The sequence below is a fragment of the Tenacibaculum amylolyticum genome (assembly GCF_964511145.1).
GTDB lineage: Bacteria > Bacteroidota > Bacteroidia > Flavobacteriales > Flavobacteriaceae > Polaribacter > Polaribacter amylolyticum.
The window spans coordinates 39357-65652 of record NZ_CAZEFZ010000011.1 but is presented as its reverse complement, the minus strand read 5'-3'; the positions used below and the strand labels follow the sequence as shown (position 1 = coordinate 65652).

Below are 26296 nucleotides of genomic sequence, written 5' to 3'. Positions count from 1 at the left end.
TGTTTAATTAAAAATATCCTTAAATTTATAACTTTCTTTCAATCGTACTCCTTTTTCTGTGTGTTTCACAGTAATTAATTCATTATGCGCATCGTGCTCTAAAAACAGGTAAAATTCTTTATCTGCAGCTTCATTTAAAAATGCTTCCTTTTCTTTTAATGTAAGTAAAGGCCTTGTATCGTAACCCATAACATAAGGAAGAGGAATGTGTCCTGCAGTAGGAAGTAAATCTGCCATAAAAACAATTGTTTTCCCTTGATATTCTATTTTAGGTAACATTTGTTTTTCTGTATGACCATCTTTAAAAATTACATCAAAACCAACATAGTCTTGTGCATTTAAATGCAAAAAATTTAATTGCCCACTTTCCTGAATTGGTAAAATGTTTTCTGTTAAGAAAGATGCTTTTTCTCTTGGGTTTGGATTTACTGCCCAATCCCAATGACGACTGTTACTCCAAAACCTTGCGTTTTTAAATGCAGGTTCGTAACCTGTTCTATCTTTATTAAATTGAATAGCTCCTCCACAATGATCGAAATGCAAATGTGTTAAAAACACATCGGTAATATCATCTCTGTGAAAACCTAATTCTACTAAAGATTTGTCTAGTGAAAAATCGCCGTATAAGTAGTAGTAACCAAAAAACTTGTCGGATTGTTTATTTCCGATTCCAGTATCGATCAAAGTTAATCGATCACCATCTTCAATAAGCATACATCGCATGCCCATTTCAATCATATTTTTGTCATCGGCAGGGTTTGTTCGTTCCCATAAAGATTTTGGAACAACTCCAAACATTGCTCCTCCGTCTAGTTTAAAATTCCCCGTTTCAATAGGATAAATTCGCATAGAAAGCAAATATGCAAATTTTTAACGAAAAATAAGGTTAATTATTTCGTAATTTTAATCGATTTCGTTGTGCGTTAAATGCCTTCTCGTTATTCTTTTTTTAAATACAAAACCCCAGCTATTTTAGCTGAGGTTTTGGTCCCTAATCTGAAATAAACCATCTTATTCTCAAAAACATGTAAGATCGATTTACATCCATATTCTTAATTTGGTTGGATATTTACTTCTATAAAGTTGTAACCACCTCTTGGATCTCCAAACCAAGTAACTCCTGGTGCACTATTAATTTCTCCTTTATTAAATTGTACATCGTTTATTGTTCCTACTCTTCTAACTAAGTTATCTGCATCTGCAGCTCCAGTATTTGCTCCTCCTTGTCTTGGTGCTTGATTAGCTCCAAATCCAACATCTTCGTCGGCTTCAGTTCCTGCATCATATAAATACGTTTCATCACTTTCTGAAGTTCCAGAAAAAGGTGTGTTGTTTCCATCAAAAAGAGCTACTCCGTTATTGTTATAACTAATAAACCAGTCGTTAGAATCTACCATCATTGTACCAAAACCTAATTTATAGCCTAAACCTTGTGGAACTTCTATAGTGAATGTTAATGATTCTCCTGGCTTAACAGGTGCCATTTCATTACTTACTGCTGTTGGTAATCCTAAATTCTTTAGGTATTCATATGCTACTTGATTATTTCCATCTTCAGCTAATTCTTCTAAACCGCTATTTGCTTTTGCAGCTTGCCCTTGAACAAACCAAGGATCTTTAGTTGTATTGAAAGCATATAATATTCCTGGAGAAAACACTGTATACGAAGAAGATAATCTTAATGGCGCTCCTTGTGATCCAGTTTCATTAAACCAATCGTATAATGGTTTTGGGTCTCCTGCTTCTGCTAATTCTTTAAGACCATAACCTCTATCTGGACTTCCTGTAGTAAATAATGGTGCATTTTGTGCGTGTAATACAACCAATCCTGGTGTAATAATAATTGGGTTTGCTCCAGCATTTCCTTCAACATTTGTTAAGGTAAGTGTAAAGTATTTTGTACCGCTATCGTAAGCTAATTCTGTTTTCAAATAATCTGTTACGTCTTCCTTTACAACACGAACCGTATTGTCATCATCTGGATCTCCTGCTGTTCCTCCATTTGGCTCTGTTGCAATAGTTGCTGGGTTTTCTTCTTCTGTTCCTGCGTCCCATAAATAAATTTGATTACTAACATCTCCTGTTACTGCAGCTCCATTGCTATCAAAAAGATCAATTCCTGTCATTTTTGGTGCAAAAAACCAATCGTTTGTAGCTGCAGACATAGTTGCGAAACTTAGCTTCGCTCCTGGTACTGCTTTAAATTGTACTGAATAACTTCCGTTAGCATTTGGAATTGGTCCTGGATTTGCAGCTCCATTTGGTGTATTGAAAACATACGTTGCTAAATAATTGATTTTATTTGTAATTGTTACCGAAAAGGTTGTTTTAGTAGCATCTTGACTATTTCCAGTTCCAAATGTTGTATTTACTGCTTCTTGCCAATCTTGTGCTCCATCTCCTTCTCCATCATAAGCAATACTATAAGTATCTAATCTTACTGCTGGAACAAACTCTCCTGCAGTCCAAATTCCTGCTGCAACTGCCACATTTTCTCTTGCACTTCCTGAAGCTCCCCATTGTACAAAATCTACAATTGCGTTAGCATCTGTAAATGCATTTGTTGAGTAAAAACCTAATCCGTCGCTATCGCTTAATTGATCCCAATTTACTACTAAGAATTCTCCTGGATTTAATTGTACAGAACCGCTTACTACAGTAGCATCTTTTAATTGCAAGTATTTTCCTGGGCCTAAACATAACCAGTAATCTGATACATCTACAGCTACATTTCCGTTATTCCACAATTCGATTAATTTATTTTGACCGTAGTTTACTTCATTTAATACCACAGAACGTACATCGTCTTCTGGTACCATTAAAATGTTTTCTGCTCCAAAAGTTGTTTCAGTTGTTTCTGCCCAATTTCCTACACCGTTTCCTTCTCCATCGTAAATAATGCTGTTATTCTCACTCTTAACTTCAGGAACAAACTCTCCTGCAGTCCAAATTCCAGCTTCAACAGCAACATTTTCTCTTGCACTTCCAGCCGCACCATATTGAACAAAATCTACAATAGCTTGTGCGTTTGTAAATTCATTTGTACTGTATAATCCTAAACCACCGCTTTCTGCTGGTAAATCATAACTTAATACTAGGTATCCTTTTGATGGAATTACAATATTTCCACTTTCTGGTGTTAAATCTCCTATTTTCTGATAAGCTCCTGGACCTAAACACAACCAATATTCATTTAAATCTGCTGCTTGATCACCTCTGTTATAAATTTCAATTAAGTTTTTTGTTCCTTGATATTTTATCTCGTTAAAGACTACATTTATTTCTGGTGTTATAGGTGTATCTGGTTCAGTAGCCACATCATTATCGTCGTTACATGATATTACTAACAGTAGTAGTGATAGTAAAAAAAAGTTAATTTGTCTCATGGTATCTGCTTTTTATAAATTCTGAGACGAAATTACCTTAAGCCCTTGTTTTTACTACTAGTAAACTATACTAAAGGGAAATAGAATAGGTTAAAAAGGAAAAAAAACGTTTGAAGAAAATCCCAATAATGGGATAATGAACTTTAATTATACCCTAATCATAACAAAGGATGCATTTATCTAGGCTATTCTTACCGTGTAAATTTTATTCTATTTATAGAAAGATTCCGAAATCTTCAAAATGATACAAAACAAAAAACCTTCACAAGTTACTTGTGAAGGTTTTGAGGTGTCGAGCGGATTCGAACCGCTGTAGATGGTGTTGCAGACCACTGCCTAGCCACTCGGCCACGACACCTTTAGTGAGTGTGCAAATTTAATACTTTTATTAATTTCAGCAAGTATTTTTTAATTTTTACGCACTTCAGATAGCATAATTGTTACTTCACCCACATTTCCACCTATTGGCGGATTGATTTTTGAGACACTTACAGTAGCTTCTTCTACCATAATTATTTCTTCGAAGATTCTGTCTATCATTCTTTTAGCCACATGCTCCAATAATTTGGAGCGAATGGCCATTTCTTCTTTTGCTATTTTATTTAAATGTACATAATCAACTGTATCTTTTAGCTCATCACTGGTTGCAGAGCGATTTAAATTGGCTTTTACCTCAATATCCACTCGATATTCCGACCCAATTTTCGCTTCTTCGTCTAAACAACCGTGATTTGTAAACAGTCTAATATCTGTAACTTTTATGATTCCCATGTAACTTATTTAATTTCGAATGTACTTTCTTTTTCACCTATTTTAACTGTGTATTTTCCTTTTGGTAAATAGGTTTTTCCGTTTTTAGCTTTCATTACAATCGCATCTGGATGTTCTTTTTGATATTTTTTCAATCCTTTTTCATTGAAAGAAACATCAAAAATAGCTTCATTAATTCCTTTAGAAGCCGAAGTTCCCATTGTATTTACAGCTATATCTCCTGAGAAAATAGTGATCTTTACCTTACCATCTTTATTTACATAAAAAGGAATTGTAACTTCTGGCGTATTTGGTTTTAACCATTTACTCCATGTATTTCCCCAAGATCTTGATTTTCTAATTGGTTTTACGGCAAAAATATGAACTGATTGTTTTTTAATTGCTTCAGTTAATTTTTGAATCGGAGCTATGTTAGCTTTATATAAACTTCTTCCGTGTGTACCAATTACTAATTCTTTTGCTTCTGGTTGAATTACTAAATCGTGTACTGCTACGTTTGGTAAATTTTTATTGAAAATCTCCCAAGTATTTCCTCGATCTAAAGAAACATATAGTCCGTTATCTGTTCCTACATATAATACGTTTTCATTTTCAGGATCTTCTTTGATAACATTCACAGGAGCAGCAGGAATATTATTGCTGATGTTTTTCCAAGTTTTTCCGTAATCATCAGATACATATACATACGGATTAAAATCGTCCCAACGGTATCCGTTTAATGTAGCGTATACACGTTCTTTTTTATGTTTAGAAGCAATAACTCTACTTACCCAAAGATCTTGTGGCAAAGCACTTGAAATTTGCCTCCATGAACCTCCGCCATTTTCAGAAATGTGAATTAAGCCATCGTCAGATCCAGTGTATAATAATCCAAACTGAAAAGGACTTTCACTAATACTTGTAATGGTTCCGTACGCTACATTTCCTTTTTTACCTCCTTTGGTTAAATCTTCTGAAATAGTTTCCCAATCGTTTCCTTGATTTAAAGAACGATGTAATTTATTTCCTCCTAAGTATAAAATATCTTGATTGTGTTTTGATAATAAAATAGGTGTTTGCCAATTGAATCGGTATGGACTTTCTCCTAATGTGTGTTTTGGTTGAATATAGGTTTGCTTTCCTGTAGCTCTATCAATTCTAAAATAGTTTCCAAATTGATATCCTGTATATACAATGTTTGGATTTCTATCGTCTACTTGTACTTGCATTCCATCTCCTCCCATTATAGATTGGTATGGGTTTTTACCTGTTTGATGCCAAGCTTTGTTAATACGTGCATTGTTTTTTGCTGTCCAAACACCATTATCTTGCAATCCTCCATACACATTATATGGCTTTTGATTGTCTACATACACTGAATAGAATTGTCCAACAGAAGGCGTATTTAATTTTAACCAACTAGCTCCATCATCATAAGAAATATTCAAACCTCCATCGTTTCCATCAATTAAATGTCCTTGTAATTTTGGATTTACCCATAACGCTTGATGATCTGCATGTACATTTTCTCTACTAATAGATGTAAATGTTTTTCCACCGTCTTTCGACTTTAAAATAGGAACTCCTAAAATGTAAATTCCGTTTTCGTCTTGCGGATCTACTCTAATTTCTCCAAAGTAATATCCGTATGAATAATATAAATCATCTAAATATCCATCATGAGTTTTCTTCCAAGACTTCCCTCCATTTGTGGTTTTGTATACTTCTGCTCCTACCACTGGAGTGTCAAATAACAACGAATTTGCATCTTCTAAATACTTTGCTAAATCAATAGGTTTTACAGCTCCTGCACGTACCATTTGTTTTACATTTTCTGCACGGTACTTTTCTTGGAATCCATTCATTTTTAAGTATGAATTCAACTTTTTATCAGACAAGGCTAAGAAATCACTCACAGACATTGTTTTAAAATCATCTTTTGCTAATGCATTAGAAGCTGTTTTTTTCTTTCCATCTTTCTTTCTTCTAAACTGACTATCATGTGAAGCATATACTGTATTTTCATCAAAAACAGCTAACCCAATTCTACCTACACCATTTCCTTTTGGAAACCCGTTATCATCAGAAATATTTGTCCATGTAGTACCACTATCTGTAGATTTATAAATTCCAGAATGCGATCCACTACCTTCAAAATTCCATGCTTTACGATCTCTTTCCCAAGCTGCAGCATACAATACATTAAAATTATTTGGTGCAGGTTGTACATCAATAATTCCTGTATCTTCATTTATAAATAAGGTTTTCTTCCAAGTTTTACCTCCGTCTGTAGTTTTAAAAATACCACGTTCTTTATTTGGCGAATACAAGTGTCCTAAAACACCTACTACTATTTCTTGTGGATTATTAGGATTGATTAATACACGCCCTATATGATGTGAATCTCCTAAACCAACATTTTCCCAAGTTTTACCTTTATCTGTAGATTTTAAAATTCCAATTCCTGCATACGAAGAACGAGATGAGTTATTTTCTCCTGTTCCTACCCAAATAGTATTGTTTTTCCAATCTACGGCAATATCTCCAATGTTTTGTGTTGGTGAACTATCTAATACTGGCGTAAACGTATTTCCGTTATTATTTGTGTACCATAATCCTCCTGAAGCATATCCTACATAGAATTCATTTGTATTTTTTGGATTTACATCTATATCTACAACACGTCCACTCATAACTGTTGGACCAATATTTTCAAATGGTATATTTTTCACTAAAGATTGTGATACCATTGCTTTTTTCTGTTGTAATGATTCCTGCACTTTTTTTACAGGAGTAGCAACTTGTTGGGCAAAGATGGTTGGCCCTACAAGGAATGCTAGTTTAAAGATTTTTTTCATTGTGTGTTTGTTTTATTTGGCTATTGAAATACCAATTTTTAGTTGCATTAGTTTTCAAAAACATACATCAGAAAAATCCATCATTAAATATATATTTTGATGAAATTTTTCTTCTGTTTTTAGAATACTATTTGGTTTTACTAATTACATCAAAAATAAAAAATAGTTTCCATTTTATATTTTAATTAGATTTGTGAAAAAAGAAGCCTCATGAACATTTTTATTCTCTCTGCGGGTGAGCATATTTATTCTACCAAACGGTTATATGATGAAGCTGTTAATAGAGGTCATGAAGTAGATATCATTAATCATAGTAAATGTTCTATCAAACTAAGTAATGGGAAAAGGGAAATTAATTATTACGGTGATAATATTATTGATGAACCTGATGTAATTATTCCAAGAATTGGAGCTTCTATTACTAGACATGGTGCTGCTGTTGTGAAAGAATTTGAAATGAACGATGTATTCAGTACCGCTAGATCTTTAGGTATTTTAAGGGCTCAAAACAAGGTTCGTACATTACAAATTATGAATCGTAAAGGTATTCCTATTCCAGATACTGTTTTCTCTGTAAATCCAGAAAATATAAAAGAGCAAATAGAATTGTTAGGCGGTGCTCCTGTTATTATAAAAATGCAAGAAGGCACCCAAGGAATGGGCGTAATGCTTGCTGAAAGTAAGAAATCGGCAAAATCTATTATTGATACTTTTTATAGAATGAATCATAACATTTTATTACAAGAGTTTATTAAAGAAAGTAATAGTGAAGATATTCGAATTATTGTTGCTGGTGAGAAAGTGTTAGCAGCCATGAAACGAAAAGGATTGGATGACGATTTTAGATCGAATATTCATAGAGGTGGCTCTGGTTCTAAAGTGAATTTAACAGATAAAGAAAAATCAATGGCTATTAGAGCTGCTAGCTATTTAGGTTTACCTGTTGCTGGTGTAGATTTAATTCGCTCTAAAAGAGGACCTCTTTTACTAGAAGTGAATTCTACTCCTGGATTGCAAGGAATTGAAGCTTATACAAAGATTAATGTAGCTGAAGGAATTATAAAATATTTAGAGAAGAAATGTTCGACAAAGAATTCAAGAATGAGGAGATATTAATTAGAGGAGAACGAATTCGATTAGGAGAATCGAAATTGATTAAGATTCCAGTTGATAGATTACCTACAGGTACGCTAATTGAAATTCCTGTATATATTTTTAATGGCGAAGAATTAGGGCCAACCGTACTATTACAGGGTGGTTTACATGGCGATGAAACCAATGGTGTAGAACTGGTGAGAAGAATGTTAATTGATAAATCTTATAAAATACATCGAGGTTGTGTTATTGTAGTTCCTTTATTAAACATTTTTGGTTTTTTAGACCTGTCTCGAGAAATGCATGGAAAAGATGTTAATAGAAGTTTTCCAGGCTCTAAAAGAGGTTCTTTAGCAAGCAGACTTGCTTATTATTTAATGAAAGAGATTACGAAAAATGTAGATTTCGCTATCGATTATCATACAGGTGGCGCTCAAAGAAATAACCATCCTCAAATACGATACACCCCACAAGATGAAAGAGCCAAAGCATTAGCTACTATTTTTAATGCTCCTTTTGTATTTGGATCGAACTTAATTGCTAAGTCTTTTCGTAAAGAGTGTTTTAAATATGATATTCCTGTAATTGTTTACGAAGGAGGAGAATCCTTACGTTTAGAAGAATTTCCAATTCAAGAAGGAATTTATGGAACACTACGTATTTTAAAGCATTTTAAAATGATTGACGAAAATGTTCTTATACCTACTGGAGTACCTTCTATAGAGATTCAGAAAAAAACATGGATTCGTGCTAAAGTAGCTGGGCTTTTCAATCCTAAAGTAGCTAACGGTGTTGCTATTAAAAAGGGAGAAATTCTAGGTTTTATTATGGATACTTATGGAGAAACTAAGTTTTCTGTAAAAGCTCCAAAAGATGGTTTTATTATTGCTAAAAACAACTTTCCTGTTGTAAATCTGGGAGATCCTTTATTTCACATGGGATATTGAAAAAATTGGTTTATTATTTTACTTTTAAGAAGGAGACTACGCAGCGTCGAAGTCAACGACTAAAGAAATCTTTCTATCTGAAAAAACAGATTGCTCCCCTTTCCCTTCGAGTCTCCTCAGGGAACACTCGCAATGACGTGGAAATATGTTATTCTGAACTGCTTTCTGAGTTTATCGAAAAAAAGTGAAACATCTTTTATTTAGATCAATGTTTATTCTTATACACCTAGCTTTCAATCTATTAAACTTGCACGAGTCTTTATTTTTTTGTTAATTTATTAACAATTAACTAATTAAAACAAACAACATGGAATTAATTATTAGCTTACTTACAGGAGCTGTAGGTGGAAATTTAGCTGGTGCCATCTTAAAAAAGTTTTCAATGGGAACGCTGTGGAATTCTATTGTAGGAATTTTAGGTGGTGGTCTTGGTGCTCAATTATTAGGAATGCTTGGTATTGATCTCTCAGGTATTATTGGAAGTATTGCAGGAGGAACTGTAGGAGGTGGTGTTTTAATGGCTATTATTGGAGTTATTAAAAATTCCATGAAGAAATAGATTTATACACAGTATAAATAAAATTATAAAAAAGCGTTTAAAGTATTTATTTAAGCGCTTTTCTTATTCACAAGATCTATAACCGTACCTTTGTAACCTATTCAGAAATAAAACTTAATTTATTTCTATATACATATTTATGACATTTAAATCATTAGGATTAAAAGAGGAGCTTTTAAAAGCAGTAGAAGAAAAAGGATACACGACTCCATCACCAATACAAGAAAAAGCAATACCCGTAATATTAAAAGGCCAAGATGTATTAGCATCTGCACAAACTGGAACTGGAAAAACAGCAGGATTTACCTTACCTATATTACAAATAATAACAGATACTAAGAATCCAAAATTTCGCCCAATACGTGCATTAATTTTAACTCCAACTAGAGAATTAGCAGCACAGATTTATGATAACGTACGAGATTATAGTCAATATCTCAATATAAGATCTACGGTAATATTTGGAGGTGTAAAACCTAAAAGTCAAATTGCAACCATAAAAAATGGTATCGATGTGTTAGTTGCTACACCTGGAAGGTTATTAGATTTACACGATCAAAAAGCATTGTCGTTAAAAAGAGTAGATATTTTAATTTTAGATGAAGCTGATAGAATGTTAGACATGGGCTTTGTAAGAGATATTAAAAAAATCATAGCTCTTTTGCCTTCTAAGCGTCAAAATTTACTTTTTTCAGCTACTTTTTCTAAGGAAATTAAAGCGCTTGCAAAAGGAATCTTAACAAATCCGACACTTGTAGAAGCTGCTCCTGAAAATACAACTGCAGAAATGGTTACACAGAAGATATATCGTGTTCCTAAAAGTAGAAAAGCAGCTATGGTTATTCAATTGATTTCTGATGGTAACTGGAATCAGGTTTTGATTTTTACACGTACAAAGCATGGCGCCAATAGACTGACTGAAAAATTAGTTAAAAGAGGAATTTCTGCTGCTGCTATACATGGAAATAAAAGTCAAGGTGCTAGAACAAAAGCTTTAAAAGGTTTTAAAGAAAATACGATTCGTGTTTTAGTCGCTACAGATATTGCAGCACGAGGATTAGACATTCCATTATTACCTCACGTAATCAATTATGAATTACCAAATATTCCAGAAGATTATGTGCACAGAATAGGTAGAACAGGTAGAGCTGGTGCTAGTGGAGAGGCTATTTCGTTAGTGGGAGATGAAGAGTTGGCATATGTAAAAGGTATTGAAAAGTTATTAAAACAAAAACTAAAAATTGTTGAACTGGAAGGTTTCGATCTTACAACTACACAACAAACAGAGCAAAAGAAAGCGACTACTAAAAATACCAAGGCAAAAAAGTCGTTTACTAGAAATACTTCTAAAAGAAATTTCAGACCTAAAAACAAGTCGAGTGAAAAAAATACCACCAATCGCTCTTCTAATAAAAGAAAAAACAACTCAAAAAGAAGACCTAGCAGGAAAACTACAAGTTAATCAAAATGAATTCAAAAGATCAATTTAATAATTACTTAAAGCACATCATAAATAATGATTTGGTTAGTTCTTATGTTCCTGAAATTTTAAATTCTTTTGAATCGCTACAACTTAAAAAGAATGATTTTTTTGTTTCTAAAAATCAGATTTGTAATTATTTTTGTTTTATAAAAAGTGGCATTTTACAACATTCTATAGATGTTGATGGAGAAGAAAAAACAACGTATTTAGCCTTAAAAAATACTTGTACTGCTGCATTAAAAAGCTTTTTGCATCAGCAACCTTCTAGAAAAAATATAAAGGCATTAAGTAATTGCGAATTACTTGTAATTACCATCGATGATTTTAATCGTCTTATAAAAGAAAATACGGCATTTTTTCAGTTTTATCATAAGCTTATTGAACATCAGATTTTTTTAATTGATGATTATCGAATTGATTTATTAACCTTATCTCCAGAAGAACGTTATCAGAAATTATTAATGAATGATCCAGAATTATTACAAAGCATTCCACTTCATTATTTGGCTTCTTTCTTAGGAATTTCTAAACGACATATGAGTAGAATTCGCAAAAACATAAAATAACGCCATTTGGCTACCTTGTGTACTTATTTCTTTCATTATTTTTGAAAACACATAACCTATAAATGCTAAACTCTAATGAAATATTTACCTATAGATAGTAGTTTATTTGTTAAAAACAGACACGATTTTATGGCACAAATGAAGCCTAATAGTTTAGCTGTTTTTAATTCTAATGATATTTATCCTGTTAGTGCAGATTCTACTTTACCTTTTGAACAACATAGAGATATTTTCTTTTTAAGTGGAGTAGATCAGGAAGAAAGTATTTTAGTTGTATTTCCAGATTGCCCTAAAAAACACTTACGTGAAGTTTTGTTTTTAAGAGAAACGAATGAGCACATTGCTGTTTGGGAAGGTGAGAAGCTTACTAAAGAAAAAGCTTTTGAAACTAGTGGTGTCAAAACCGTGTATTGGTTACAGGATTTAGAAAAAGTATTGGCCGAAATGATGGCTTTAGCAGATACTGTTTACATAAATACGAACGAACATTACAGAGCTAAGATTGAAACTGAAACAAGAGAAGCTCGTTTTACAAAGTGGTTATTAAACAAATATCCTGCACATTCAGTAGCGAAAAGTAATCCTATTTTACAGCGTTTACGTTCTGTAAAAGATCAAATAGAGCTTGATTTAATTCAAAAGGCCTGTAATATTACCGAAAAAGGATTCCGTAGAATTTTAGGTTTTGTAAAACCTGATGTTTGGGAATATGAAATTGAAGCTGAATTTGCACACGAGTTTTTAAGAAATCGCTCTAAAGGTTTTGCGTATACGCCTATTATTGCAAGTGGATCAAATGCAAATGTTTTACATTATATTGAAAACAATCAGCAATGTAAAGCTGGTGATTTAATCTTATTAGATGTTGGTGCAGAATATGCAAATTATGCAAGTGATATGAGTAGAACTATTCCTGTATCTGGACGTTTTACCGATCGTCAAAAAGAGGTGTATAATGCTGTAAACAGGGTAAAAAACGAAGCTACAAAATTATTAGTTCCTGGTGCTATTTGGGCAGATTACCATGTAGAAGTTGGGAAATTAATGACTTCTGAATTATTAGGTTTAGGATTATTAGACAAAGCTGATGTACAGAATGAAGATCCAAATTGGCCAGCATATAAGAAATACTTTATGCATGGAACATCGCATCACATGGGCTTAGATACGCACGATTACGGATTATTACACGAGCCAATGCAAGCAAACATGGTATTTACTGTAGAGCCTGGAATTTATATTCCTGATGAAGGTTTTGGAATTCGTTTAGAAGACGATGTTGTAATTCAAGAAAAAGGTGAACCATTTAATTTAATGCGTAATATTCCTATTGAAGCCGAAGAAATTGAAGAAATTATGAACCAGTCTTAAGACTGGTTTTTTCTTTTAAATGAGTATAAAATTCATTTTTATCAGCATTATCGGGTAATCCTGCAACTTGCCCATCACCAAGTTCCATAATAATCCATTCTCCATTTTTCTTTTTAGCAACATCCATTGTAAAGAAATTACTATCAATTGCTTGAGCTATTGCTATAAACTCTTCAAGCGCTGGTTTCTCAGCTCCGTATACACCTTCGTCCCAGTAATTAAATACTTTTACAACCTCCTTATTTGCAAAAAAGATTCTGAATTCTTTTGTTAAAGGCATTCCACTTTTTGAGTACTCTGTTAAGTATTCTAATTCCTCGAATTGTCTAAATACCAACCCTTCATTTAGTGATTCACCTCTTAACTCAATAAATTTATTCACAACAGCTAGTACATTCTCAGAATTGGATGCATTTGGAATAAAACAAGCCGTTTCCCAATGATGTTTTTCAGATTTTACAAAATCTTTTACAATAATTGAATTGTCTCCAAAAGCTTTGGTTAATTTAAGTATAGATTCGGTAGTTAATTCTTTTGTCCAATTAGACTTTGGAGTTTTAGATACTATTTTAGCATAAGAATTAGGCAAATAATGGCAATGTGTATATTCAATAGGAGAGTTTACTAGCTCAATATTCTTTTTTAAAAGTCCGTTATAGAGTTTTTCGTACTGATTTGGAGTTAACATCCATCCTCTATACATACCAAATTCAGTGTTTTCTGCTTCTTTTACAAACCTTAATGACCTTGTTATTTTTCCATCGATCAATTCTTCAAAACTAATAAGTGAAAAGCTAAATCCAGCATTGATAGCAGCCTCTTTTTCTTTTTCGTAATCAGGTTCAATTATCTTATTATCAAATACACTATCGCAATATATAATTCTCATTTTTCAATTTTAATAAGCTAGGATTTTTATAACCAAAAAAATAAAAAGCCCAAAAGTTGTAAAAATAGAAAACAAAGATCTTCTCGTCTGCTTTCTAATCATATTTCCATATTTTCTCACATCTAAATTAACATCTAAACTCCATTCCATTCTTTTTGCAGCATGCCTATAGATTTCCATTTGAGAATATTCCATAAACATCAAATAAATTAAGTTTAGAATTGGTAAAATAGCCATCCACAAACTTAAAATTGGAGTTTCAGTTGGAAATTTGCTCAAACCTAAAAATGCAGCAATCAACATATTATTAAAGTTAAATAACTTATCATGTATTCGATCAAAAGTTGATTGTATTTTTTTTGTTGCTTCATCAGCCTCTTTTTTTGCTTTATCTATAAAAGATTCACTTTCTGTTGTTAATTCATTAACTTCCAATCTAGCATCATTTTTAGAAATCAAATCTAAAATTTGTTGAAGTACTTTATTTGTTTTTTCTGATTCGCTCATTACAATTCTTATAATTTGTTTTAATATTCACTAAAATATCATTTCATTTAATCATTCACAAAAAACATAAGGAGTTCTCCAAACAAGAACTCCTTATACTATAAAAAAAGAAAATTGTGTCGATTATTCATCGAACATCAGTTTATTTCCATCCCCCACCAAGAGATTTATATACATTGATCCTTCCTAATAGTTGTTCTTTTTTTGTTTCAACTAATTTCATTTTAGATTCTAAAGCGTCTCTTTGTGTGAGTAATATTTCCATATAATCTGCTCTTGCAGATTGGTACAGTTTATTGGCTACTTCGATAGATTTGGTAAGAGCTGCAACTTGTTTACGTTTATTTTCATAACTCTTTGCAAGGTTTTTCATATTCGAAAGTCCATTTGCAACTTCTATATATCCATTTAAAATGGCTTTTTCATACTCATAAACTGCTTGTAATTGTCTTGCATTTGCACTGCTATATGTTGCTTTTATTGCATTTCTATTAATGAGTGGCCCTACGAGATCCCCTCCTAAATTGTACAATAAAGACTCTGACATAATAGTTAAATATTTTGGTTTAAACGCTTGCAATCCTATACCTGCTTTTATTCCAAAAGATGGATAAAAATTCGCTTTAGCAACTTTTACATCTAGTTTCGCAGCTAATAATTCGTATTCTGCTCTTTTAATATCAGGTCTATTACTCAATAATTCTGAAGGAATTCCTGCATGTAAACTATCAATTTGTTTTTCTAAAAATCCTTTTGAATTTCTTTTAATAGGAGCAGAAAACTTACCAATTAAAAAATTAAGTTTATTCTCAACTTCTGTAATTTGCTGTTTAATCTCATATTTTTCACTCTTGTTTTTTAACACCTCGGCTTCAAACCTTTGAACTGTCAATTCTGTAGCTTGTGCAGCTCGTTTTTGAAGTTTTACTACACGTAATGCATTTTCTTGAATTTTTAAATTCTGATTAAGAATTTCTAATTGATTGTCTAATGCTATTAACTCGTAATATGCACTCGCTACTTCAGCCACCAAATTAGTCGTCATAAACTTCTTACCTTCTGTAGTTGCTAAATACTCCATTACAGCCATTTTCTTAGAGTTTCTAAGCTTTTTACATACATCTAACTCCCACGAAGCGTATAAACCTGCTGAGTAGTTTGTAAGTGGCTCTGGAAAAACTTCATCTTCTTTAATTTTAAGATTTTTCTCTACCGCTCCATTTCGGGTATATTCCCCTACTTTTTCTACATCTGCTCCTGCTTTATAATTCACAAAAGGTAAATATTCTCCTTTTCGTGCTTTAATTTCATTTTTAGCTATTGCTATTTTTTGTAGAAAGATATTCAACTCTTGATTGTTTGCAAGTGCTGAATCTATAAGTGTATTTAATTCTGGATCTGTAAAAAACGTTTTCCAAGAAATGTTTGCAGTATTAACACTGTCTATTTGTGTTTGATCATATTGTGCTGGTAATTTTCTATTAGCTTCTCTTACTTTTTGTGTGGGTACGCAAGACACTACCAGTAATGTAAGTACCATGAGAAGACTAATTCGATTACATGTCTTCATCGTTACGCTCTATGTTTTTTGTGTTTTTTGCCATTAATTTGGCTAAGCTTTCTTTCAATTTTGAAATCATGGATGCTCTTCCTTCTGTTACTCTTACAAATTCTTCTGAGATAGGTTCTTCAGCTTCCTCTTTTATTAATTTTCGTCCGCCTGCCATCTTCGCAAAAATGTAATACAATCCTGGAATTATGAATACCCCAATAACAGTTCCCATTAGCATTCCTCCCATAGCAGAACCTCCAATTGTTCTGTTTCCAATAGCTCCTGCTCCTGTTGCAATTACTAACGGAATTAGTCCTGAAATAAAAGCAAAAGACGTCATTAAAATTGGTCGAAAACGCATTTTTGCTCCTTCTATAGCCGCTTCAAAAATGGATATACCTTCTCTTCTTTTTTGAACTGCAAATTCAACAATTAATACACCGTTTTTTCCAAGAAGTCCAACTAACATAATTAGACCTATTTGTGCATAAACATCGTTTGCTAGTCCCATTAATTTTAAAAGGAAAAATGATCCAAATACTCCTACGGGAAGTGATAAAATAACAGCTAATGGTAGTAAGAAACTTTCGTATTGTGCCGCTAATACCAAGTACACAAATATGAGTACAACAGCGAATATGTAAAACGATTCATTTCCGCGACGAGATTCATCGTAAGACAATCCTTCCCAAGCAATATCGTATCCTCTTGGTAATGTACTTGCAGCAACTTCTTTAATTGCTTTAATAGCATCTCCTGTTGTATATCCTGATGCTGGTAATCCTCTAATTGCTGCTGAATTATATAAGTTATAACGGGTAATTTCGTTGGGACCTAAACGTTTTTCCAACTTCATAAATGCTGAATACGGAACCATTTTCCCAGCTTCATTCTTAACAAAAAGCTTATCTAAATCTGATGGTAATCTTCTGTATTCTGGAGCTGCTTGCGTATATACTTTAAAGAAACGTCCAAATTTAATAAACCCTTGTTCGTATGTACTTCCTATTAAAATATTAAGATTTTCCATAGCTTTACCTACAGATACTCCTTTTTGCATTGCTGCTTTGTTATTAATTTTTAATTCGTATTGTGGATAATTAGCAGCGAAAAAGGTAAACAATCCAGTAAGTTCTTTTCGTTTTTTAAGAGCTTCCATAAAATTGTTATTGATCTTTTCAAACTCCTGATAGTTTGTATTGTCTGTTTTATCTAATAATCGTAGTGAGAAACCTCCAGAAGATCCAAAACCAGGTACAGCTGGCGGTTCAAAATATTCTATAACTGCACCTAAATCCTTACTCTTTTCTTCTAATTCTTCCATTATTTCATGTACTGAGTGCTCGCGTTCAGACCATGGTTTAAGGTTAATTAAACATGTTCCTGCGTTAGAACCGCGACCTTCCGTCATAATTTCATAACCAGATAAAGATGATACTGAGGCTACTCCTTCCGTTTCCTCGCACAATTGCTGTAGTTTTTTAGCTACTTCATTTGTACGTTCTAAAGTTGCTCCTGGTGGTGTTTGAATAATTGCATAAATAGTTCCTTGGTCTTCATTTGGGATAAATCCGGCAGGCAATATTTGATTCGTATAATAAATACCTCCACAAAACGCGATTAGTATTCCAAAGGTGATTACACGCCTATTTACTATGGTATTTAATACCCGAATGTAACGTCCTGTTAACTTATCAAACCTTCTATTAAACCAATCGATAAAACGGTTTATTGGAGATTTTTTTCTTGGTGTGTCATGATTGTTTTTAAAAATCATAGCACACAATACAGGTGTTAGTGTTAATGCTACTATTGCTGAAATAATAATAGATCCAGCCATTGTAATTGAAAATTGTCTATAGAAAACTCCTACAGGTCCTGTCATAAAAGATATTGGAACAAATACCGAAACCATTACTAAAGTAATTGCTATAATTGCTCCTCCTATTTCTCCTATTACTTCTGTTACTGCCTGATATGGAGTTATAGGCTTTTCTTCCATTTTAGCATGTACAGCTTCTACGACAACAATAGCATCATCTACCACAATACCAATAGCTAACACTAATGCGAATAATGTAATTAAGTTAATAGAAAGCCCAAATAACTGCATTATAAAAAATGCTCCAATTAAAGATACTGGTACAGCTATAATAGGAATTAATGTAGATCTCCAGTCTCCTAAAAATAAGAATACAACAATAGCAACTAAAATAAATGCATCTCTTAATGTATGAATTACTTGTTCTATAGAAGCATCTAAAAACTTAGATACATCGTAGCTAATTTTATAATCTACTCCTGGCGGAAGTGATTCTTTAAGCTCTTTTAGCTTTTCTTTTACTGTTGCTATTACCTCACTTGCATTACTTCCAAAGGTTTGTTTTAAAACAATAGAGGCTGAAGGGTCTCCATCTAAATTCGAATAAATATCAAAAAACTCACTACCAAGTTCAACACTGGCAATATCTCCAAGTTTTACTATTTCACCTTCTTCATTAGATTTAACAATGATATTTTTATACTGATCTGCTTCATTAAAGCGTCCTTCGTATGTGAGTACATATTCTAAGGATTGCGCTTTTTTACCAGAGCTTCTACCCAGTCGTCCTGGCCTAGCAATAAAACTCTGTTCTTCCATTGCTTTTAAAACTTCTTCTGCAGAAATATTATAAGCTCTCATTCGGTCTGGTTTTAACCAAACTCTCATTGCATACTTACGACTACCTAATATTTTGGCACTGGCAACACCATTAATACGTTGCAATTCTGGAATAATCTTCGTGTATGCATAATTGTAAAGGAACTTTTCATCATTGTTTTTATCTTTACTAAACAAGTTAACATACATCAACATACTCGGTTGTACGGGTGTAATAATAACTCCTTCTCGTTGTACCAGTGGTGGTAATAATGGCATTACCTGATCTACTCTTGTTTTTACACGAACTACAGCTTGATTTGGATCGGTTCCTGGTTCAAAAATAATTCTAATGGTTCCTTCTCCTGCACTTGTAGCATCGGAAGCAATATATCGCATTCCTTGTACTCCATTTATTGAAGTTTCTAAAGGAATTAATGTCGATTTCACCAATACATCTGCACTTGCTCCTGGATAGGCAATAAAGATATTTACCGTGGTTGGTGCAATTTGAGGAAATTGAGAAATCGGTAATTTTTTAATAGAAAGCATCCCTGTAAAAACAACAATAACAGAGATAACTATTGCCAATACTGGCCTTTTGATAAACATACCAAACATCTTGTTAATATTTTAAAGGTGAAACTATTCTGCGTACAGTTCTAGATTAGAAATCGCTTTCTTTGGCGCAATAAAATCGTAGCTAATATGCTCTCCTTCTTTTACCAATCGAATTCCGTCTAATACAAACTTATCAGATTGTTTAAGTCCTTTTTTAACAATGAATAAGTGTGGTAATTCTGCTTCTATTGTTATTTCTCTCTGATGTATTTCGTTATGTTCATCTACTACAAAAACAAACTTTTTATCTAATACTTCAAAAGTTGCTTTTTGTGGAATAATAAGTGCATTGTTAAAAGGTATTTTCATTAAAATGCTTCCTGTTTCTCCGTGTCTTAGGATTTTATCAGGATTTGGAAAAGTTGCTCTAAAAGCAATATTTCCAGTTTCATTATTAAACTCCCCTTCAATAACTTCTACAACACCTTTTTGGTTGAACTCGCGATTGTTTGCTAATAATAGACTTACTTCTTTTTTCTTGTCTTTTTCTCCATTCATTACGTAGTCTAAATATTCTACTTCTGGCACATTAAAATACACCCACATTTTGCTATTATCAGATAATGTGGTAAGCAGTTCTCCTTCATCTAACAAACTACCTTCTCGTACATGTAAATGATCCATAATACCGGCAAAAGGAGCTTTAATATTTGTAAAACCTAAATGTGTTTTTGCCATTGTAACTTCTGCTTTTGCTTTATCTAGTTTAGCTTTAGACATGGCTAGTTCATTAGGAGATACAATGTTACTTTCTGCTAATAATTTGGTGTTTTTATATTCTATAGAAGCTACATCTTCCTCAGCGTTTGCTTTTTGTAACTCTGCCTCGTATACATTGGGCATAATTTTAAACATCGCTTGTCCTTCTTTAACAAATTGCCCTTCGTCTACCCATATTTTTTGTAAATACCCTTTTTCTAAGGCTCTTAATTCAATATGACGAATAGCATGGATTTGACACACATAGTCTTTAGTGATTATAGTGTCCATTTTTATAGGACTTGTTACTTTAAATTTTATATGTTCTTTGTGGTGTTCTTTATGTGAATTGCAGCTTGTTAATAAGGTACAAGCCACTAGAAATAAAATCAATGATTTCATTATAAATTGTATGTATTTATTACTTAAATGATTAAAAAGAAATTCCAATAAAAGCAAACGGATTCTTGCTTTATTGAATAGGATAGTTAAGTAATGCACCAAGAAAGGCTATCCTTGCCTGTCTCGGTAATACAATCATAGTCTAAAAACCTGAAGTTCTAAGTACAAAGGAATTGTAGTAACAATATTCCTTTGTACTAAAAGATTATTTTTCTTTTGAGACTTTACTTTTAAAGAATCCGGAAATGATAGATAAAAAGTATGAAAAACAGTTGTATTAGAATTTAACTTAACAGTTTTATACTCTTCTTCTGAACTATCTTCTACCTCTTCTATTTCAATTTCAGCAAAAAATCGTTCCTGCTCTTTTTTATTGTGATGAACTACAGCCTCATCCTGAAAATCAGTTAATAAAGTTGTATGGTGATTATGTAAAGAAAAACTTGTTTTTACTGGAGATGCATATAACGTAGCTTGACTACCAGTAAATTGGAGTCCTACACTTAATAAAAGTGTTGAAAGTAAAATAATATAGCTATGTAGTTTGCTCATAGGTTATTGCAAAATTACTTGCCTAAAATTATATAAACAATAAAATTGGTTGTTTTTTGAGAGCCGCTGTATTTACTTGTATAAATACAACTAAACAAATCATAATCTGATTCTTACAAATTATTTTTTTTTATAAGCCTGTTTTAATTAACAACTCTTTTTATTAATTTTAAGTTTTTATTAAACAAAAAAATATGCTTGAAAAGAAAAAACTAGAAGATATCTTGTTTCTAGATATTGAAACTGTACCCCAACATGAATATTGGAAAACACTTCCAAAAGAAACACAACAATTATTTGAATTAAAAACTCAGTATCAACGGAAAGAAGAATTTACTGCTGAGGAATTTTATCACAAAGCAGGTATTTGGGCCGAGTTTGGTAAAATCATCTGTATTTCTGTGGGATATTTTATCGAGAAAGATCAGGAATATCAGTTACGTATTACTTCATTTGATAATGAAAGTGAATATCAATTATTGGTGGATTTTAAAAACTTACTGGATACACATTTCAACTTAAAAAAGCACTTGTTATGCGCTCATAACGGTAAAGAATTTGACTTTCCCTATATCGCACGTCGAATGGTTATTCATCAAATTCCGTTGCCAGAAAAGCTTAATTTATTTGGTAAAAAACCATGGGAAGTAGCACATTTAGATACCTTAGAGTTGTGGAAGTTTGGTGATTATAAACATTATACTTCTTTAAGTCTACTAACCCATATTTTAGGAGTTCCTTCACCTAAGCAAGATATTGATGGAAGCGAAGTTGCCAATGTATACTACAAAGAGCAAGATTTAGATAGAATTGTACGTTATTGTGAAAATGATACTATTGCTATTGCACAACTACTATTAAGGTTTAATAATTTACCTATTCTAAAAAATGAGAATATTGTTCGTGTTTAAAATTTATCAAATTTTCAACGATTAATGCACCATTGTGAAGGAAATATAAACTCTTCCCCACTTTTTTAAGTATCTTACAGGTCATTTTATAACTTCTACATACTTGTAAAAGTTGATAAAAAACCTTCAAACCATTTAAATCTGATTATAAGTTAATGAGCCAGCGTTATTTAGCAGCATTCGATCAAGGAACAACAAGTACACGAACGATTATTTTTGACGAAAAAGGACAAATTAAAGCTATTGCCCAAAAGGAATTAACACAACATTACCCACAATCTGGTTGGGTAGAACACAATCCTATAGATATTTATAACGATCAACTAGAAACTTTTACACAAGCAGTAAAAAAATCTGGTATTAGTCCATCACAAATCGCAGCAGTAGGTATTACCAATCAACGTGAAACTACTGTAGTTTGGGACAGAGTAACGGGAGAACCTATCCACAATGCTATTGTTTGGCTAGATAAGCGTACTACAGAAATTTGTGAAGACTTAAAAAATCGTGGACTTTCTAATTATGTTCAAGAACATACAGGATTGGTAATCGATTCGTATTTCTCTGCTACAAAGCTAAAATGGATTTTAGAAAATGTACCCGAAGCAAAAGAAAAGGCAGCTGCAGGAGAACTATGCTTTGGAACGATAGATTCTTGGTTGATTTATAAATTCACCAAACATCAAAAACATGTTACAGATCATACCAATGCTTCTCGTACCATGATTTATGATATTAAAAATTTATGTTGGGATGATACGCTTTTAAAAGCTTTAGATATTCCTACATCATTACTTCCAGAGGTACAGTCGTCTTCATCTCATTTTGGAGATATTGATTTTGAAGGTACTATAATTCCTATTTACGGAGTTGCCGGAGATCAACAAGCATCGTTATTTGGACAAGGTGGTTTTAAATCTGGAATTGCCAAAAACACCTATGGTACAGGATGTTTTATGTTGTTAAACACAGGAGAAGAACAGGTAATTTCTCAAAGTGGTTTGTTAACTACGTTAACCTGTAGTTTAGAATCTTCTCCAATTCATTATGCTTTAGAGGGAAGTATTTTTGTAGGTGGAGCGTCTATTCAATGGTTACGCGACCGAATGGAATTGATAGATAAAGCTTCAGATACAGAAGCTATTTGTGAAAGTATTCCTCCTTTAAAAGGTATTTATGTAGTTCCTGCTTTTGCTGGATTAGGAGCGCCTTATTGGGATGCCAAAGCAAAAGGAAGTATTTACGGAATGACTTTAGATACAGGTAGAAAAGAAATTATAAAAGCCACCGTAGAATCTTTAGCTTATCAAACCAAAGACGTAATTACTGCTATGATTAATGATAGCGGGAAAGAAATGATAACACTAAAAGTAGATGGAGGTGCCAGTGCTAACAACTACTTAATGCAATTTCAATCGGATGTTTTAAATGTTTCTGTAGATCGTCCTAAAATGATTGAAGTAACTGCTTTTGGAGCTGCTTTATTAGCAGGAATTAAAGCAGGAATTTGGACCAAAGATGCTATTGCTTCTATTAGAGAAGTAGATACGGTGTTTACACCAAAAATGAAACCTAAAGCCAGAAAGAGAAAATATAAAGGTTGGTTAAAATCCATTGAAAAAACGCAAACTTCTAAAAAGAAGAAAACCAAGCCTACTCCTATTCGTTTTTCGGTTTTAGATCGGGAAAAACAGCTTAAAAAAATGACTTCTAAAACCTTCGATTTAATTGTTATTGGAGGTGGAATTACAGGCGCTGGGATTGCTTTAGATGCTGCTTCTAGAGGTATGAATGTATGTTTAGTAGAAAAAAATGATTTTGCTTCTGGGACCAGTAATAAATCAACCAAGCTTATTCATGGTGGTTTACGTTATTTAAAACAATTAGAAATCGGATTGGTAAGAGAATCGGGTTCTGAGCGTGCTATTGTACATAAATTAGCACCACACCTAGTTATTCCAGAAAAGATGTTATTACCACTTATTGAAGGTGGAACCTATGGTAAAATGATGACTGCTATTGGTTTAAAAGTATACGATTTACTAGCTAATGTAGGTGGGGAAGACAGTCGTAGAATGTTAGACAAAAAAGCAACTTTAGAAAAAGAACCTTTACTAGATGAAACCATCACCTTAGGTAGTGGTTATTATGCTGAATATAGAACAGACGATGCACGATTGACCATAGAAATTTTGAAAAAAGCGGCTGAATTCGGTGCTACCATTGTGAATTATTGTGAAATGGAATCGTTTGAATATGATGAGGATGGCAAAATTGAAAGCGTTCATTGTGTTGATATTAATACTGGAAAATCATTGACTGCAAAAGCAAGAAACTACGTTTCTGCTGCTGGACCTTGGGTTGATTTATTAAGAGAGAAAGATGCTTCAATGAATCATAAGCATTTACATCTTACAAAAGGTGTTCATATTGTTTTTCCGCATGAAAAATTACCCGTAAAACAATCGGTGTATTTTGATGTTCCAGATGGAAGAATGGTGTTTGCCATTCCAAGAGGACGTTGTACATATGTAGGAACTACAGATACCAATTACAACGGAAGTCTTGATCGTGTAATAGCTACCAAAGAAGATGCAGAATACTTGCTTAATGCGGCAAATAATACCTTTCCAGACGTACATCTTACCATAGATGATATTGAATCAAATTGGGCTGGTTTACGCCCTTTAATTCATGAAGAAGAAAAAGATCCTTCAGAATTATCTAGAAAAGATGAAATTTTTCATTCTAAAAGCGGACTAATTTCTATTGCTGGTGGTAAACTAACTGGTTATAGAAAAATGGCACATCGTGTAATTGATGCCGTTTTAAAAACCATGGATGAAAAACGTCGAAATTCATTTAAAAAATCACAAACAGAACATATTTTATTAGTCAATCCGAGTTTACATTCTGTTGCTGAAGTAAATGAATACCAAGAAGAGCTTACGAAAGCATTAGCAAACTTAGGCATAGACGATCCGTATTATGCTTGGCATTTGTGTACAACTTATGGTAAAAAGGCTAACAAAATTTTGGAAAGAAGCGCCTTTTACAGAAGTGGAACCATGATACAACGTTTAGTAAGAGCTGAATTATGGTATTGCATTCAATTTGAAATGACAAATAGTTTAGCTGATTTCTTTGTGAGACGTACAGGAAGATTGTACTTCAATATAAATAGTATTTCTGAACATTTAGATATTGTATTAAAAGATTGTATTTCAATTTTAGAATGGGATAAAAAACGAGTAGCACAAGAAAAAGCATTGTTACATCAATTGCTTTCAGATGCTACAACGTATTATGATAAAGAGTTTTAGCATTTGTTTTGTAATTTTAAAAAGACACTAACTTTTTTACTATGACAGATACAAACCATCACGACGAACGCATTGCAAAAATGACTTTTGCATCTATATACCCACATTATGTTACTAAAGTGGAGAAAAAAGGTAGAACAATAGAAGAATTACATCAAGTAATTGAATGGTTGACTGGTTATGATGAGCAAAAAATACAAGAGCTTATCGAGCAAAAAGTTACTTTTGAAACTTTTTTTAAACATGCAACACTAAATCCAAACGCGCATCTTATAAAAGGTGTTATTTGTGGATATCGAGTAGAAGAAATTCAAAATACACTTACACAACAAGCTCGGTATTTAGATAAATTAATAGATGAATTAGCAAAAGGTCGTAAAGTGGAAAAGATTCTACGTACACCATAACTAAAATACATTACAAACGATAGTAAACTTAGGTTACAACATTACTTATCTGTAGGTATTGAATGTGCTATTAATACTTAGCACTTTTATAATATAAAAACTTACAGTCATGAAAAAAATATGTTTACTATCGTTCTTTTTTATAACTATCACCTCTTTTTCTCAAAATTTAACAACAAGTAGCGGAGCAATACTTAGTGCTAATACTGGCTATAACTCTGGATTTGTTGCCGATGTTGGTATTGGATTTGGTATTTTAGGAGCTGAAGTTTCTGAATATGGCTCTGGAATCGATTTTGGTAGAATTGTTCCAAACTTTCCTAATCAAGGACTGTTTTTATCTGCTGGTTATAAAGTTGCTTTTTTTGATGGATTATACCACGGTCCTAAAGCTAATGCTTCATTATTTTTTTCTGTGTTTCATATAGGATTAGACGCTGTTTATTTCTTAAATGAAGGTAATAATGGAAAACAAGCATTTATGTTAGAACCATCTTTAGGTTTTTCTTTATTCGGCTTTTTTAACTTAAAAGCGACATATAATGTTTCAGAAATTACAGACTTTTACCCCGCTAATTATTCAAAATGGGGAGTTTCTCTTGGGGTTAATATTCCTTTAAGTGAATAACAAAACCTTAATATTATTTTTTAGAAAAAAGTTTGTTATTAGATGTTTTAATGTTCAACAATTTCAAATAATTCAAAATAAAAACTAACAAAATTCTATTTTAAAAATAACTCATTATATCTTTAAAAGTAACTTTTATATACTAATTT

General features: G+C 32.5%; 20 protein-coding genes and 1 tRNA gene. 10 read left to right on the top strand and 11 right to left on the bottom strand.

Annotated elements, in window-relative coordinates; translation table 11 throughout:
* Positions 1-3 precede the first annotated feature (3 nt).
* From ACKTTC_RS05725 to ACKTTC_RS05705, 5 genes are all read right to left on the bottom strand, one after another.
* On the bottom strand, positions 4-849 hold the full coding sequence (locus tag ACKTTC_RS05725) for an MBL fold metallo-hydrolase (protein ID WP_408038835.1): 846 nt from the start codon (positions 847-849) through the stop codon (positions 4-6).
* A 203-nt stretch (positions 850-1052) separates the two neighbouring features.
* Positions 1053-3386, bottom strand: a complete 2334-nt coding sequence (locus ACKTTC_RS05720) for a spondin domain-containing protein (RefSeq protein WP_408038834.1) — start codon at positions 3384-3386, stop codon at positions 1053-1055.
* A gap of 287 nt (positions 3387-3673) precedes the next feature.
* Positions 3674-3744: transfer RNA gene (locus ACKTTC_RS05715), tRNA-Cys, on the bottom strand.
* Positions 3745-3794: 50 nt separating this feature from the next.
* Complete coding sequence (gene folB / locus ACKTTC_RS05710) at positions 3795-4157, bottom strand: dihydroneopterin aldolase (protein WP_408038833.1); 363 nt, start codon at positions 4155-4157, stop codon at positions 3795-3797.
* 5 nt (positions 4158-4162) lie between these two features.
* Positions 4163-6994 (bottom strand): VPS10 domain-containing protein, encoded by a 2832-nt coding sequence (locus ACKTTC_RS05705; protein WP_408038832.1) that lies wholly within the window; start codon positions 6992-6994, stop codon positions 4163-4165.
* Between the two features lie 210 nt (positions 6995-7204).
* On the opposite strand from ACKTTC_RS05705, the gene ACKTTC_RS05700 reads away from it, so the two are divergent.
* The 6 genes from ACKTTC_RS05700 (at position 7205) to ACKTTC_RS05675 (ending at position 13015) form a co-directional block, all read left to right on the top strand.
* A complete protein-coding gene (locus tag ACKTTC_RS05700) occupies positions 7205-8110 on the top strand; it encodes a RimK family alpha-L-glutamate ligase (RefSeq protein WP_408038831.1) in 906 nt (301 codons plus the stop codon).
* On the top strand, positions 8074-9036 hold the full coding sequence (locus ACKTTC_RS05695) for a succinylglutamate desuccinylase/aspartoacylase family protein (protein ID WP_408038830.1): 963 nt from the start codon (positions 8074-8076) through the stop codon (positions 9034-9036). Before ACKTTC_RS05700 ends, ACKTTC_RS05695 begins: the two co-directional genes overlap by 37 nt.
* Before the next feature lie 307 nt (positions 9037-9343).
* Positions 9344-9595 carry a hypothetical protein gene (locus ACKTTC_RS05690; RefSeq protein WP_408038869.1) on the top strand — a complete coding sequence of 84 codons (252 nt, stop codon included), beginning with the start codon at positions 9344-9346 and terminating at the stop codon, positions 9593-9595.
* Between the two features lie 139 nt (positions 9596-9734).
* Complete coding sequence (locus ACKTTC_RS05685) at positions 9735-11057, top strand: DEAD/DEAH box helicase (RefSeq protein WP_408038829.1); 1323 nt, start codon at positions 9735-9737, stop codon at positions 11055-11057.
* A gap of 5 nt (positions 11058-11062) precedes the next feature.
* Complete coding sequence (locus ACKTTC_RS05680) at positions 11063-11644, top strand: Crp/Fnr family transcriptional regulator (RefSeq protein WP_408038828.1); 582 nt, start codon at positions 11063-11065, stop codon at positions 11642-11644.
* Positions 11645-11719: 75 nt separating this feature from the next.
* Positions 11720-13015 (top strand): aminopeptidase P family protein, encoded by a 1296-nt coding sequence (locus ACKTTC_RS05675; protein ID WP_408038827.1) that lies wholly within the window; start codon positions 11720-11722, stop codon positions 13013-13015.
* On the opposite strand, the gene ACKTTC_RS05670 is transcribed toward ACKTTC_RS05675, so the two are convergent.
* The 6 genes from ACKTTC_RS05670 to ACKTTC_RS05645 form a co-directional block, all read right to left on the bottom strand.
* Positions 12999-13904: an ATP-grasp domain-containing protein gene (locus ACKTTC_RS05670; RefSeq protein WP_408038826.1), complete on the bottom strand. Its 906-nt coding sequence runs from the start codon at positions 13902-13904 to the stop codon at positions 12999-13001. The genes ACKTTC_RS05675 and ACKTTC_RS05670 overlap by 17 nt on opposite strands.
* A gap of 9 nt (positions 13905-13913) precedes the next feature.
* The gene (locus ACKTTC_RS05665; protein WP_408038825.1) at positions 13914-14411 is read right to left on the bottom strand and encodes a hypothetical protein; all 498 of its coding nucleotides are present in this window, start codon (positions 14409-14411) and stop codon (positions 13914-13916) included.
* A 142-nt stretch (positions 14412-14553) separates the two neighbouring features.
* Complete coding sequence (locus ACKTTC_RS05660) at positions 14554-15951, bottom strand: TolC family protein (RefSeq protein ID WP_408038824.1); 1398 nt, start codon at positions 15949-15951, stop codon at positions 14554-14556.
* A gap of 16 nt (positions 15952-15967) precedes the next feature.
* Positions 15968-19225: an efflux RND transporter permease subunit gene (locus tag ACKTTC_RS05655; protein ID WP_408038823.1), complete on the bottom strand. Its 3258-nt coding sequence runs from the start codon at positions 19223-19225 to the stop codon at positions 15968-15970.
* A 24-nt stretch (positions 19226-19249) separates the two neighbouring features.
* Positions 19250-20326 carry an efflux RND transporter periplasmic adaptor subunit gene (locus ACKTTC_RS05650; RefSeq protein WP_408038822.1) on the bottom strand — a complete coding sequence of 359 codons (1077 nt, stop codon included), beginning with the start codon at positions 20324-20326 and terminating at the stop codon, positions 19250-19252.
* A gap of 135 nt (positions 20327-20461) precedes the next feature.
* Positions 20462-20878 (bottom strand): hypothetical protein, encoded by a 417-nt coding sequence (locus ACKTTC_RS05645; protein WP_408038821.1) that lies wholly within the window; start codon positions 20876-20878, stop codon positions 20462-20464.
* Positions 20879-21072: 194 nt separating this feature from the next.
* Here ACKTTC_RS05645 and ACKTTC_RS05640 point away from each other — a divergent pair, with 194 nt between their 5' ends.
* The 4 genes from ACKTTC_RS05640 (at position 21073) to ACKTTC_RS05620 (ending at position 26147) form a co-directional block, all read left to right on the top strand.
* The gene (locus tag ACKTTC_RS05640; RefSeq protein ID WP_408038820.1) at positions 21073-21789 is read left to right on the top strand and encodes a 3'-5' exonuclease; all 717 of its coding nucleotides are present in this window, start codon (positions 21073-21075) and stop codon (positions 21787-21789) included.
* A 155-nt stretch (positions 21790-21944) separates the two neighbouring features.
* Positions 21945-25112, top strand: a complete 3168-nt coding sequence (glpK, locus tag ACKTTC_RS20600; RefSeq protein ID WP_456243509.1) for a glycerol kinase GlpK — start codon at positions 21945-21947, stop codon at positions 25110-25112.
* 41 nt (positions 25113-25153) lie between these two features.
* A complete protein-coding gene (locus tag ACKTTC_RS05625; protein ID WP_408038819.1) occupies positions 25154-25519 on the top strand; it encodes a DUF2200 domain-containing protein in 366 nt (121 codons plus the stop codon).
* Positions 25520-25628: 109 nt separating this feature from the next.
* Complete coding sequence (locus ACKTTC_RS05620) at positions 25629-26147, top strand: hypothetical protein (RefSeq protein ID WP_408038818.1); 519 nt, start codon at positions 25629-25631, stop codon at positions 26145-26147.
* Positions 26148-26296: the final 149 nt, after the last annotated feature.

Bases quoted from the DNA above. Each gene is read 5' to 3' on its own strand.
- ACKTTC_RS05625 (WP_408038819.1), top strand. From the start codon at position 25,154: ATGACAGATACAAACCATCACGACGAACGCATTGCAAAAATGACTTTT.
- ACKTTC_RS05695 (WP_408038830.1), top strand. From the start codon at position 8,074: ATGTTCGACAAAGAATTCAAGAATGAGGAGATATTAATTAGAGGAGAA.
- ACKTTC_RS05690 (WP_408038869.1), top strand. From the start codon at position 9,344: ATGGAATTAATTATTAGCTTACTTACAGGAGCTGTAGGTGGAAATTTA.
- ACKTTC_RS05665 (WP_408038825.1), bottom strand. From the start codon at position 14,411: ATGAGCGAATCAGAAAAAACAAATAAAGTACTTCAACAAATTTTAGAT.
- ACKTTC_RS05620 (WP_408038818.1), top strand. From the start codon at position 25,629: ATGAAAAAAATATGTTTACTATCGTTCTTTTTTATAACTATCACCTCT.
- ACKTTC_RS05670 (WP_408038826.1), bottom strand. From the start codon at position 13,904: ATGAGAATTATATATTGCGATAGTGTATTTGATAATAAGATAATTGAA.
- ACKTTC_RS05660 (WP_408038824.1), bottom strand. From the start codon at position 15,951: ATGGTACTTACATTACTGGTAGTGTCTTGCGTACCCACACAAAAAGTA.
- ACKTTC_RS05640 (WP_408038820.1), top strand. From the start codon at position 21,073: ATGCTTGAAAAGAAAAAACTAGAAGATATCTTGTTTCTAGATATTGAA.
- ACKTTC_RS05650 (WP_408038822.1), bottom strand. From the start codon at position 20,326: ATGAAATCATTGATTTTATTTCTAGTGGCTTGTACCTTATTAACAAGC.
- ACKTTC_RS05680 (WP_408038828.1), top strand. From the start codon at position 11,063: ATGAATTCAAAAGATCAATTTAATAATTACTTAAAGCACATCATAAAT.
- ACKTTC_RS05705 (WP_408038832.1), bottom strand. From the start codon at position 6,994: ATGAAAAAAATCTTTAAACTAGCATTCCTTGTAGGGCCAACCATCTTT.
- ACKTTC_RS05700 (WP_408038831.1), top strand. From the start codon at position 7,205: ATGAACATTTTTATTCTCTCTGCGGGTGAGCATATTTATTCTACCAAA.
- ACKTTC_RS05725 (WP_408038835.1), bottom strand. From the start codon at position 849: ATGCGAATTTATCCTATTGAAACGGGGAATTTTAAACTAGACGGAGGA.
- folB (WP_408038833.1), bottom strand. From the start codon at position 4,157: ATGGGAATCATAAAAGTTACAGATATTAGACTGTTTACAAATCACGGT.
- ACKTTC_RS05675 (WP_408038827.1), top strand. From the start codon at position 11,720: ATGAAATATTTACCTATAGATAGTAGTTTATTTGTTAAAAACAGACAC.
- glpK (WP_456243509.1), top strand. From the start codon at position 21,945: ATGAGCCAGCGTTATTTAGCAGCATTCGATCAAGGAACAACAAGTACA.
- ACKTTC_RS05720 (WP_408038834.1), bottom strand. From the start codon at position 3,386: ATGAGACAAATTAACTTTTTTTTACTATCACTACTACTGTTAGTAATA.
- ACKTTC_RS05645 (WP_408038821.1), bottom strand. From the start codon at position 20,878: ATGAGCAAACTACATAGCTATATTATTTTACTTTCAACACTTTTATTA.
- ACKTTC_RS05685 (WP_408038829.1), top strand. From the start codon at position 9,735: ATGACATTTAAATCATTAGGATTAAAAGAGGAGCTTTTAAAAGCAGTA.
- ACKTTC_RS05655 (WP_408038823.1), bottom strand. From the start codon at position 19,225: ATGTTTGGTATGTTTATCAAAAGGCCAGTATTGGCAATAGTTATCTCT.